The sequence below is a fragment of the uncultured Dysosmobacter sp. genome (assembly GCF_947631165.1).
Taxonomy (GTDB): Bacteria; Bacillota; Clostridia; order Oscillospirales; family Oscillospiraceae; genus Oscillibacter.
The window spans coordinates 1-11947 of sequence record NZ_CANRKH010000055.1; the positions used below are offsets into that span (position 1 = coordinate 1).

Annotated in this window: 11 protein-coding genes; 7 read left to right on the top strand and 4 right to left on the bottom strand. The window is 55.2% G+C overall.

All coding sequences use genetic code 11. The features are described 5' to 3' along the window. Together Q0Z69_RS15170 and Q0Z69_RS15175 are read left to right on the top strand one after the other, a co-directional pair. The coding region (locus tag Q0Z69_RS15170) for a DUF4315 family protein (RefSeq protein ID WP_298035242.1) at positions 1–216 on the top strand (216 nt) is incomplete at its 5' end. Then, positions 206–901 (top strand): DUF4366 domain-containing protein, encoded by a 696-nt coding sequence (locus Q0Z69_RS15175; protein ID WP_298035243.1) that lies wholly within the window; start codon positions 206–208, stop codon positions 899–901. The genes Q0Z69_RS15170 and Q0Z69_RS15175, both read left to right, overlap by 11 nt. 44 nt (positions 902–945) lie before the next feature. Here the strand turns inward: Q0Z69_RS15175 and Q0Z69_RS15180 are convergent, their stop codons facing one another. Beyond that, positions 946–1674, bottom strand: a complete 729-nt coding sequence (locus Q0Z69_RS15180) for a hypothetical protein (RefSeq protein ID WP_298035244.1) — start codon at positions 1672–1674, stop codon at positions 946–948. Between the two features lie 79 nt (positions 1675–1753). Here Q0Z69_RS15180 and Q0Z69_RS15185 point away from each other — a divergent pair, with 79 nt between their 5' ends. The 5 genes from Q0Z69_RS15185 to Q0Z69_RS15205 all read left to right on the top strand — a co-directional run bounded on the left by Q0Z69_RS15185 (position 1754) and on the right by Q0Z69_RS15205 (position 9650). Continuing rightward, positions 1754–3829 (top strand): DNA topoisomerase 3, encoded by a 2076-nt coding sequence (locus tag Q0Z69_RS15185; protein ID WP_298035245.1) that lies wholly within the window; start codon positions 1754–1756, stop codon positions 3827–3829. 66 nt (positions 3830–3895) lie between these two features. Further along, a complete protein-coding gene (locus tag Q0Z69_RS15190; RefSeq protein WP_298035246.1) occupies positions 3896–7381 on the top strand; it encodes an LPD25 domain-containing protein in 3486 nt (1161 codons plus the stop codon). Next, positions 7312–8754, top strand: a complete 1443-nt coding sequence (locus Q0Z69_RS15195; RefSeq protein WP_298035252.1) for a YodL domain-containing protein — start codon at positions 7312–7314, stop codon at positions 8752–8754. Before Q0Z69_RS15190 ends, Q0Z69_RS15195 begins: the two co-directional genes overlap by 70 nt. Before the next feature lie 3 nt (positions 8755–8757). Then, positions 8758–9447 carry a hypothetical protein gene (locus Q0Z69_RS15200; protein ID WP_298035247.1) on the top strand — a complete coding sequence of 230 codons (690 nt, stop codon included), beginning with the start codon at positions 8758–8760 and terminating at the stop codon, positions 9445–9447. Further along, positions 9447–9650 carry a transposon-transfer assisting family protein gene (locus tag Q0Z69_RS15205; RefSeq protein ID WP_298035248.1) on the top strand — a complete coding sequence of 68 codons (204 nt, stop codon included), beginning with the start codon at positions 9447–9449 and terminating at the stop codon, positions 9648–9650. The genes Q0Z69_RS15200 and Q0Z69_RS15205 overlap by 1 nt, the downstream gene beginning before the upstream one ends. 214 nt (positions 9651–9864) lie before the next feature. Here the strand turns inward: Q0Z69_RS15205 and Q0Z69_RS15210 are convergent, their stop codons facing one another. From Q0Z69_RS15210 to Q0Z69_RS15220, 3 genes are all read right to left on the bottom strand, one after another. Next, positions 9865–10428: a DUF4231 domain-containing protein gene (locus Q0Z69_RS15210; protein ID WP_298035249.1), complete on the bottom strand. Its 564-nt coding sequence runs from the start codon at positions 10426–10428 to the stop codon at positions 9865–9867. A gap of 28 nt (positions 10429–10456) precedes the next feature. Then, the gene (locus Q0Z69_RS15215; RefSeq protein ID WP_298035250.1) at positions 10457–11260 is read right to left on the bottom strand and encodes an SMODS domain-containing nucleotidyltransferase; all 804 of its coding nucleotides are present in this window, start codon (positions 11258–11260) and stop codon (positions 10457–10459) included. A gap of 233 nt (positions 11261–11493) precedes the next feature. Beyond that, a complete protein-coding gene (locus tag Q0Z69_RS15220) occupies positions 11494–11865 on the bottom strand; it encodes a cysteine-rich VLP protein (protein ID WP_298035251.1) in 372 nt (123 codons plus the stop codon). Positions 11866–11947: the final 82 nt, after the last annotated feature.

Consider the following 11947-nt stretch of genomic DNA (forward strand, 5'->3'; position numbering starts at 1 on the left):
CAGAAAGTGAAGTCCAAGATTGCGGAGTACAACAAGCAGCTTCGGGAGCTGGAGGGGCAGAAAACCGAGCAGGAGAATTTGCAGATCATCCAGCTTGTCCGGGGCATGAACATGACGAGGGAGGAATTTGCGGCGTTCCTGCGGGGCGGGGCCTTGCAGAGCGCCCCCACCCTGACCCCCTATCACGAAAAGGAGGGCAGCGGCCATGAGGAATAAGCGGTTTGCCCGTCTGATCTCCGCCCTACTGGCTGTGGGGCTATCCCTCTCCCTGTTCACCACGACCGCCTTTGCCGGAGGCGGCGACGAGGCCGGGGATGTCTTGCCAGTGGAGCCGACCGGGGAAGTGCCGTCTGACGTGACCCCCAAGCCCCTGACCCCGGAGGGGAACATGAGCCTGGTGGATGACATCGACGGCGAGGCGTCCGAGGACAAGCAGTTTATCACCGTCGTTTCCAAGAATGGCAACTACTTTTACATCATCATCGACCGGGCCGGGGACGGCGAAAACACGGTGCATTTTCTCAATCAGGTGGACGAGGCCGATTTGCTGGCCTTGATGGAAGTGGAGGAAGAAGCGCCCGCCGTCTGCACCTGTACGGATAAATGCGAGGCTGGGGCCGTCAATACCGCCTGCGCCGTCTGTGCGTCCAATATGAGCGCCTGCCTGGGGAACGCGCCGGAGCCACAGGAGCCAGAGGAACCCGAAACGCCTGTCAAGGAGAGCAAGGGCGGCATGGGCGGTCTGTTGGTGTTTCTGATCGTGGCCCTGGCGGGCGGCGGCGGGGCGCTGTATTACTTCAAGTTCCGCAAACCCAAGGTTGACGTGTCCGGCAGCACCGACTTGTCGGAATATGATTTTGATGAAGATGATGTAATTGAAAAAGATGATAGTATGAACTAAAAAGAGCTTCCTCGCCATTATCATAAATGGCGAGGAAGCATCGTTTACTGCTTTTCATTATCTGCATCTGCTTTTTTTGAATGTGTTATATTATCCCTGCTCTTCCTTTTTGTTGTGACAAAAACAAGTGTATATGCTACCATTAACACGCTAAATGCAAGGAAAATTAAAAGAATAAGTTCTAATTCGTCGGTGTTCCAAAATGGAAATGGTGTATCAAAAAAAGTTGTCGAAAACACCGAAAGTATTACTGTTAAGCATCCCGCAAAAAGAGATAGCAACATACTTATCATAGTTGCGGTTTTTCGTCTGTAATTGGTTTCCATTATTGTGTCTGCATTATCAATTTCCTTTTTGATGTCGGAAATCAACAACTGCTTATGCTGTTCTGAACTGGGAGCTTGTAAGTATTCTTTTAATTGAAGCGAGTATTCCCGCTTTTTATCGCTTGCAACATAAACATTTTCAACAATTTCTCTAATCAATTCTTCGCAAATAATCCGAATGGAATACAATTCATCGCTCTTTACATTGTATTTTCTGGCAGTAGACACAATAATAGCATCAACAATTTCCTTTTCGGGTAATCCTTGCTCCGCAACATACGGTTTGAGAGTTTGGATAATATCTGTATTTGCGCGACTTATTTGCTCTAAATATTTTGAGGCATCTTTCCTTTTATAAATCCAATTAGTGATAAAAAACACAATAATTCCGCTGATAATGCCTCCGCCGATACCTACAACCCATGGATTTTGTAAAAAGGACAGCATATCTCTCACCTCTCATACTTTCAAATTGTTTTAGTATTATACAATAAATTTCGACATACTGCAACAGGAGGTATCTTAAATGAAATTAGTAATTGCAGAAAAGCCCAGCGTGGCCCGGAGCATCGCCGCCGTAATCGGTGCGTCCGACCGGCAGGAGGGCTACTTTCAGGGCAACGGCTACATCGTGACTTGGTGCGTCGGCCACCTGGCGGGGCTGGCGGACGCTGGCCTGTATGACGAGCGTTTCAAGAAGTGGCGCTATGAGGACTTGCCCATCATCCCGGAGAGCTGGCGTTTTACCATCTCCGAGAACAAGCGGGAGCGGTTCGATACCCTGCGGATGTTGATGCGCTCCGAGGACGTGGCCGAGGTTGTCAACGCCTGCGATGCCGGGCGGGAGGGCGAATTGATCTTCCGCACAGTCTACCACCTGGCGGGCTGTACCAAGCCCATGAAGCGGCTGTGGATTTCCAGCATGGAGGACAGCGCCATCCGGGAGGGCTTTGCCAACCTGAAACCGGGCCGGGATTATGACCCGCTGCATCAATCGGCGCTGTGCCGGGCCAAGGCGGACTGGCTGATCGGCATTAACGCCACCCGGCTTTTCTCTGTGCTGTACCACAAGACCCTGACCGTGGGCCGCGTCCAGACCCCCACCCTGAAAATGCTGGTGGACAGGGACGCCAAAATTTCCGGCTTCAAAAAAGAGAAATATCACATCGTCCACATCGCCGCTGACGGCATGGAGGCGGCAAGCGACCGCTTCACCATCCCCGGCGAGGCGGAGAACGTCAAGACGGCCTGCGAGGGATCGCAGGCCGTTTGTGTTTCCATCCAGCGGGAGGAAAAGACCGAACAGCCGCCCAAGCTGTACGACCTCACCGCCTTACAGCGGGAGGCCAACCGGCTCTTTGGCTTCACGGCGAAGCAGACCCTTGACTACGTCCAAGCTCTGTATGAAAAGCGTCTGCTGACCTATCCCCGCACGGACAGCCGCTTTCTCTCCGACGACATGGAGCAGACGGCGGCGGGCATCGTGGCCGGTATCGTCCCCATGCTGGCGTTCATGGAGGGCGCGGCGTTCTCGCCGGAGATCTGTCGCGTTCTGAACAGCGCCAAGGTGAGCGACCACCACGCCATTATCCCCACGGCGGAGTTTGTGAAACAGGGCTTTGCGGGGCTGGCGGACAGTGAAAGGAAACTGCTGTCCCTGATCTGCTGTAAGCTGCTGTGCGCTGTGGCCCCGGCCCATGAGTATAAGGCTGTCACCGCTATGTTCACCTGTGCCGGACAGGACTTCACCGCCAAGGGCAAAACTGTCCTCTCTCCCGGCTGGAAAGACATCGACCGCCGTTTCCGGGCCTCCCTGAAAACCGACGCCGACGAGGACGCCGAGGCCGTGGTGGAACTGCCCGCCATGACCGAGGGCCAGACCTTTGACAGCGTGGCCGCTTCCATCACCGAGCATTTCACGTCGCCCCCCAAGCCCTACACCGAAGATACCCTGCTGTCCGCTATGGAGCGGGCCGGAGCTGGGGACATCCCCGACGACGCCGAGCGCAAGGGGCTGGGGACGCCCGCCACCCGTGCCGCCGTACTGGAAAAGCTGGTGCAGACGGGCTTCATCCAGCGCAAGGGCAAGCAGCTTCTTCCTACCAAGGACGGCATCAACCTAGCGGCGGTACTGCCGGAAACGCTGACCTCTCCGGCCCTGACCGCCGAATGGGAAAGCCGCCTGACCGAGATTGCCAAGGGTGAGGGCGACCCGGACGAGTTCATGGCCGGTATCGAGGCGCAGGCCCGCGACCTGGTAAAAGCCTACTCCTGCATCAGCGAGGACAAGCAAAAGCTGTTTCAGTCCGACCGTGTGGCCGTGGGGACGTGTCCCCGGTGCGGCGAAACCGTCTACGAGGGGAAGAAAAACTACTACTGCGGCAACCGGGCCTGTCAGTTCGTCATGTGGAAGAATGACCGCTTCTTTGAGGAACGGAAAAAGACGTTCACCCCGAAGATCGCCGCCGCTCTGCTGAAACACGGCAAAGTGAAGATCAAGGGCCTATTCTCCCCCAAGACCGGCAAGACCTACGACGGCACGGTGCTTCTGGCTGATACCGGCGGCAAGTACGTCAATTTCCGCATGGAGTGGAAGAAGTAACAACCGGCGTTCCCCCGTCCAGCAGAGGGCGGGGGAATATTTTTTTGAACAGAAAGGAGCGACCAAGTGAGCGAAGTATTTTCAATACAGATCAGCAAGCACGGGACTGGCCGGCACGTTTGGCTGGCCCTCCCCGCCACGCCGGAGCAGGTACAGGCGGCGATGGGACAGATCGGCGTCACACAGGACAATCCCTGGGATTATACCGTTAGCGGCTTTTCCACCCCGGAGAGCCGCCACCTGGCTATTCCCTATGATATGGCGATGGCCTCCGGCATTAACGAATTGAATTTCCTTGCTGCCCGGCTGGAAAAGCTGGACGCCTACGAGATCGCCACGCTGAACGCCGCCTTGCAGGAGCCGAAAAGTGAGCTGCGGACGATGGGCCGTATCATCGACTATGCCGACAACCTGGATTACTACGTCAATTTGCCGGATGTCCGCACGGCGGCGCAGTTGGGTGAATACTATCTGTACCGCTCTAAAATGGTGGATATGCCGGAGGAATGGAAACCGGCCATTGACACCCGGACGTTCGGCCAGTACATCGCCCAGCAGGAACAGGGGGCCTTTACCGAGTACGGCTATATCCTCAAAAGCGGCGACCAGTGGCAGCGTGTCCATGAGGGCCAGCCCATTCCAAAGGAATACTGCGTCCTGTCCTTTCCGCCCCCGCAGGTGGAACGGGACGAGGCCAGCCGCCCCCGGCAGGAGCCGGAGCAGACCGCCCCGGCCTCCCAGCCGGTTATCCCTATCGTGCTGACCGGCAAAAACAACACCGAGCGCATGAAAGAGATCACGGACAAGCTGGAAGCCGGTATTCAGGCCCTTTTTGAGAGTGAGCGGTACAAAAACTACCTCACCGCCATGTCCAAGTTCCACAATTACAGCTTCAACAACACGCTTTTGATCGCCATGCAGAAGCCGGACGCCTCCCTGGTGGCGGGCTACAACAAGTGGAAAGACGACTTTGAACGCCATGTGAAGCGGGGCGAAAAGGCAATCAAGATTTTGGCCCCGGCCCCCTACAAGGTGCGGCGGCAGGTGGAAAAGCTGGACGCCAGCGGCAAGACCATCCCCGGCCCGGACGGGAAGCCGCTGATCGAGGAAAAGGAGATCACCATACCGGCGTTCAAGGTGGTGTCCGTGTTCGACGTGTCGCAGACCGAGGGCCGGGAGATACCAGACATCGCCGTGGACGAGCTGACTGGCAGCGTGGAGCAGTATCAGGACTTCTTCACCGCTTTGGAGCGGACTTCCCCCGTCCCTATCGCCTTTGAGGACATCCCCAGCGGGGCGCACGGCTATTACCACCTGGAGGACAGGCGCATCGCCGTCCAAGAGGGTATGAGCGAATTGCAGACCTTGAAAACGGCTATCCATGAGATCGCCCACGCCACCCTCCACGCCATTGACAAGGACGCCACGCCGGAGGAATTGGCCCAGCGGCCCGACCGCCGTACCCGTGAGGTGCAGGCCGAGAGCGTGGCCTATACCGTCTGCCAGCACTACGGCCTGGACACGTTGGACTACTCGTTCGGCTATGTGGCCGGGTGGAGCGGCGGCAAGGAGCTGTCCGAGTTGAAAGCCTCCCTTGAAACCATCCGGGCCACGGCCAATGAGCTGATAACCAAGATTGACGGCCACCTTGCCCAGCTTCAGCAGGAACGGGAGGCCCGGCAGGAGCAGGCCCCGTCCATCTGGAACGGGCTGGATGGTCTTATCAACGACAAGCCTTTCATGCCGGGAGCTACCCCGAAGCAGCAGGCCAACGCCCTGATCGACTTTGCCGAGCGTGACGGCCAGCGGTTGGGCAACGGGGAACGCCGGTTGATCGTGGACTACGCCAACGTCGTGCGGGACTATCACAAGGTTGCTGACCTTATCAATGAACTGTGCGAACAGGGCTATGAGATACAGCATGGCAACGTGGACGCTTCGGTGCAGATGCGTGTGGAGCGTGAGATTGAGGAAGCACCCCCGCTTCTCCTTGACCCGGACGCGGAGCCGCTTGTGACGGTGATTTGGAGTGAAAGCCCTGGTCTGCGGGATGGGGAGCAGTTGCCCCTTTCCCAAGCGGACGCTGTTTTCAAGGCCCTGGACGACGCCATGCGGGACGAACCGGGCTATGACAAGACCAAGTTCCGCATTGACTTCACCATGAACGGCCAGCCGGACAATTACGAGGGACGGCAGGACTTTGGCGACGGGGACGGTTCCCTGATCGCCCATATCCAGAGTTACCACGAATATTACGCACAGTCTGAAAGCTGGAAAAAGAGCGTGATCGAGGCCAGCGGGATAGGGGGCTGGGAGCAGGACAAGGCCGAACGGGATATGATTTTGGGCGAGTTCGTTCCCTATCTGAAACTGCACTGTAATCTGTCCGCTATGGAACGGGAGGCCCAGCGGCCCTTGCAGTCCGGGGAAACGCTGACGCCGGAGCAGACCGCCTATTTCAACGCTGTTCTGGACTATGTTCGGGAGTGCCGCCCGCTTCTCAATCAGGGCCAGTATCAGTTGCCGGAGCCGCCCCGTCTGGCCGACTTCGACGTGGACTTGCAGGAGTACCGGCAGCAGGTGGAGGACGAGATCGCGCAGGAAGCCGCCGCAGCCGGTATGACCGTGGAGGAATACGCCGCCGCTGGCTATGAAGCCCCCGCCCAGCCGGAGCCGGAAGCAGTACCGCCCACCACGCCGGAGCAGACCACGCCGCCCGCCCCTGTTCTGACGGACTTACAGAAAAAGGCTGTTGAGATCGCCAAGGGATATGAAAATCTGCCCTTGCAGGATAGGATAAATATTATCGCCCAAACATTCGGCTGTACGACGGGCCAAATCGAAACTTCTCCTTGCCGTGGCAAGTGGCGAGGCACAAGCGATATGTCCATCCGCTTTGACAACGGTACATCCCTGTTCATCGGCAATTTCAGGACGCCGAAAGCCAAGACGGTGAAAGTGCGGAGCGAGTGTATCAATTCCGTTCTGGTGCAGTATAACCCGGAGATCGTACAGGCCACAAAGGAAGCCTCCCTTGATGCCTTGATGAAGCGGGCGGAAAAGGATAACGCTGTCGCCGCCGAAAAGGGCTTGAAGCCCTATACTGTCCTGAATGTGGAGCTGTACGACGGCACGGACGATCAGAGCAGCGGGTACATTGGCTGGTACTATGCGACGCTGGCTGTTGACGGCAAAATCTGTACCCACATCGAAACCGGCCTGCATTACGACATCATGGGCGGAAAAGTGAGCGATACGCCCACGACAAGGCCGTATTATCCGGCTGGGGCGCTGACAGATGCCGATGTTGACTATGTGTTTGACACCGTGGGCTTTTCCTCTGCTTCCGGGCTGACTCGCTTCCTCTCCATGACGATGTGCGGGAACGTGCCGAAAAGACGCTGGTGGAGCGGAGCGCCGTGGAACAGGAGCAGGACACCTTTTCCATCTATCAGATCAAGCGGGGCGACGAAACGCGGGATTTGCGTTTTGAGCCTTACGACCGCTTGCAGGCGGCGGGCCTTGCCGTTGACCCGGCAAATTATGACCTGATCTATACCGCGCCCCTTACGCCGGGTATGTCGCTGGAAGATATTTTTACCCGTTTCAACATCGACCGGCCCGCCGACTTCAAGGGCCACAGCCTTTCCGTTTCCGACGTGGTGGTGCTTCGCCACGGCGACCGGCAGGAGGCCCATTATTGCGATGATGTGGGCTTTCAGGAAGTGCCGGAGTTCTTGCGGGAAAATCCCCTGCGTACCGCCGAGCTGTCCACCGAGCAGAACGAGAACATGATCGACGGTATTATCAACAACACGCCCCCGCCGGAACAGCCGGAGGCCGGGGAGCCGGTTGCCGCCCCGCCAGCGGAGCCGCCGCAGGCCCCCGTTCACTACTACACCATCAACGAGGACGCCGCCCGCCGTGCCAAGGAAGCCAACAGCTTTTACGACTACAAGCCCGGCAGCGCCACGGCGGAGTACCGCAGTATGGTGGACAAGGCGGTGGAGATCGCCCAGCGGCAGAAGAAGCGGGTTGACCCGGAGTTCCACGAAAAGATAGACCAGCTTCTTGATACTTACGCCCGCCTGCTGGCCCAAAACATGAACAAGGGCTATGAGATCGCCGCCCGTGTCCCCTCCGTGATGATCGCCGGGCCTGCGAATTTCCCTGTGAAGAAAAAGCAGAAACAGCTTGCCGCCGATGATAAGAATATGGAGGAATGGCAGCACATTCAGGGCTTGCTTGACAAAATCCGCAGTACCGGCATGGGCGGCATCAGCGCCGACGACCCCAACGCCTTAGAAAAGTTGCAGGCCAAGTTGGAAAAGCTGGAAGCCAAGCAGGAAATGATGAAAGCGGTGAACGCCTATTACCGCAAGCACAAGTCGTTGGAGGGCTGTCCCCACCTCTCCCAAAAGAGCATAGGGGCGTTTCAGTCCGGCATGGCCGAGGGCGGCGGTGGCGCTCCCTTTTTGCCCTGGCAGTTGTCCAACAACAACGCCAACATCCGGCAGGTACGGAGCCGCATTGAGCAGTTGACCCGCCAGCGGGAGAACGCCTTTGTGGGCTGGGAGTTCGACGGCGGCACAGTGGAGATCAACCGGGAGGCCAACCGCCTGCAAATTTTCTTTGACGGCAAGCCCGACGAGACCACCCGGAACGCACTGAAAGAAAACGGGTTTCGCTGGTCGCCCAAGGCCGAGGCGTGGCAGCGGCAGTTGAACGATAACACGATCTGGGTCGTTGACCGCATTTCGTTCCTGCGGCCCCTCTCCGGTGAGAAGCCCAGCGAATTGCAGGCCAAGGCCCGGAAAGCACAGCGGGAGGAAAAGCCCTCTATCCGGGCGCAGTTGAAAGCGGCCAAGGAGGGCCAGCAGCAGAAGCCGCCCGCAAAAGAAAAATCGCAGGATTTGGAGGTGTGACGATTGCGAAAATATGAAAACGTGGACATCATCGCTTCTCTGGGGGCGGTGATGGAGCTGAACACCGAGCATTACAAGAGCGATTTCCGCTATGACATGGAAATGTTCATGGAGGCGGCACAGCATCCTACTGAGGAAAACACCCATTTGCTGTGGCTGTCCCGTCACTGTGGAACCGAGTGCTTCCGGGAGCGTGACGCCTATTTGAAAGAGAGCCAGGCAAGCCATACCTGGGCGTTCCACGCCACCACCGGGGATAGCATTTTGGCCTACGCCGTGGAGATCACCGGCTTGCAGGACGGCAGGGTGATGGGCAATCTCTATGAGCTGGACTATCGCCAGCACGCCGCCAAGCTGGAACAGCAGGCGCTTCCCATTCAGGAAGTCAGCTTGAAATTTGAGGACGGAACCGAGGGCCGCTATCCCTATGAGCAGTACAATCACGGCATCTATGGGATGATAGCCGAGCATGGCAAGGTGGTGAGCAAGCACTATGAGCCGGAGAGCGAGGACGCCTTGCGGGGCCTGTTGAACGCCGCCCGCCAGAGCAGGCAGAAGAACCGTGCGGCCACGTTCAAGATCAAAATTGGCCGCAAGCCCTCTATCCGAAAGCAGCTTGCCGATGCCAAGAGTGCCGCCGCTCCGAAAAAGGCCCCGGCCAAAACGAAAAATCACGAATTGGAGGTAGGATGATGGTACATTTCACGGTTGAGGAAGAAAACCTGGTCTGTGTCTACTACAAGGCCGACCGGCACAGGACGATGGGACGCATGACCGCCGCCCTCCCTGACCTGGGCGGGGATATGCGGGAACTGGCCCAGCGGACAGTCAGGAAGTTGGAGGCGATGTCCGACGCTGATTTCGAGGATATGCGCTTTCTCTTTACGGACGAGTAACAGGGGAGCCGCCTGTCTGAAAGCATAGGACAGCCAGCAGGAGGGGGAAATACGACCTGCGGAACAGGTACAGACGCAACGCGGGTGTACCTGCTCCGCAGGTGCCACAAACGGCCTGCGGGCCGTTTGTGTAAACGGTAGAAGGTGGGATACAGTACGGTAAAATAGGGGCGCAGGAGGTCATAATTAGGCCCCTGCGCCCCTATTTAATATTTTAATTTTGAGAATTATTTTTCCGTAAATGTTCTGGTAGCATTTGGTCAATTTCTGATGATCTAAAAAATTGTTCTTCGTTTTCTTTAAGAGCTTTTTGTGCCGCAGCATAGCTTTTAGCATTGGTCGATGGAGCGGATTGGTAGATTTTTGCCGTTTGCTCCTGTAACGCATCTCGTATATTGGTAATCTCCTGTTCGCTCAACGTATCAAAATCCGTTAATAAGGAAACATATTTTTCTCGTATAACCCAAAGGGCATCTGCGGTTGAGCGATGTCGCCTAATATCTTCGGCCAAATTAAAGTCTTTAATATAAAGGTTCAACCCAAGCAGGGCGGTTGAAACAATAGCACTTATCCATGTCAATACTGTTTGATTTGAAATTACTGCCGTCAAAATTCCGCCAGTAGTTACCGCAGAAAGCCCAATCTGCCAGTGCTTAACATTCTGATTTTTGTTTGTGAGTTGTTCCGCCTGTTTAAGCTGCGTTGTATAAGTATAGACAAGTCTACCGTATGCCTCTCGGATTTGAATTTCCAACTTTTCCTTGTGCGTTTTTTCCACTTAGAATATATCCCCCTATTACTTCAAGTTACTCTATCATGTATTGTAACACTTTCCGTAAACACTCCACACTATCAGCCGTATCAATTTCTTGTCCACTTCCTGGAGCAGTTAAATAAATCGGTGAAAACTGGTAGGAATGTTGATTTAAGTAATTAAGCAATGTCCTTTCATAATCTCCCCATTCAGATGTCGAGCTTTCCCCATCTGGAAGCCATCTCCAATTACCCATTGCCACATAAACAAAACTATCTATCACAATCCCAGACAAATGGTAACTCCTGAAATGCTCGTCCCGAATACGCCTAATGTGCTTGCAAGTGTCGTACAAAAGGCCACCACTGCTATCATTTTTCTCTTTCATCGCATTTTGTTCGGCTTTTGGGTTTGTAGCACGCCAGTTTCCACCCATGTTTGTATCGGGGTATTTATATGTTCCATCCCAATTCCTAAATGCTGGAAGTACTTCAAACCGTATACCATCACTGAAATTTATCTTTACAACCTGACCATCTGCGCGAATGTCGCTACGGGGATAAGTGGTTAATATAGCATTTCTGACAGTCTGTAATAGACGTGATTGACCATTTCCCTTTGCAACATCATAACGGCGATATTCCTGTTCTGGTAATTCAATTAAAATATCAAGATCACTCGTATCTATAGCTGTTCCGCGTCCATAGGAGCCAACATAAAAACTGTGCTGTGTATCACTTGTAGCATTCCAAAATTCACGATTTATGGCCCTTGTCACAGTTCGATACCTTGTTGATATGGTAGACCTAATATCTTTCCCTATTACTTCTCCATGCTTACAAACGGGTTCACTCATAGGATGCGGCCTCCTTACTTGACTATATTTTATTAAATTATACCATATATAGACGTCAATATCAAGTTTCTGTTATCAAGAAACCGGGGTACGGGAGCCGTGATTGCGGCCCTCGCGCCCCGGTTTTTTGCGCTTATTTTGTACGCAGTTAGAACGTCGTTTTAGAGAGTATTTGATAAATCATTCCACCACCCCGCCGACCTGCCGCTGGAAGCCCTGAAAACAGTGGGCTTTTAGCCCTCTAAATGCGTAGGCCGATGGTATCTTTTCCTCTGCCGTTCGGCCTCCTGGCGGCGGCGTATCCTCTTGGAGCAGGCGGGACAATATTTCGCCCGGTTGGACTTGGGCGTGAACGCTGTCCCGCACTCGCAGCACCGCTTTACTTTGTCATGCTCCTTTAGGACTTCGGCGCACAGCACAGCATCCAACGGGAGGACAGCCGCCCGGAACCAGCGGCACAGCAGGGAATTGGAAATGCTTTGGACGCAGATACATTCCTCGCCGTTATCCAGCAGGAGGCAGTTTCCGCCCATATTGTTGCAGCACTCCCGCGTCAGCCTCCGGGCCTTGCGGTACTGTGGGTAGTTCATCCTCGGTATGCTCATAGTTCTTGCTTCCTTTCCTGTTGCCGGGGCGTTACCCGCAAAATGCCGTCCACATTCTGCTTGATGATGCCGTACTCTTTCA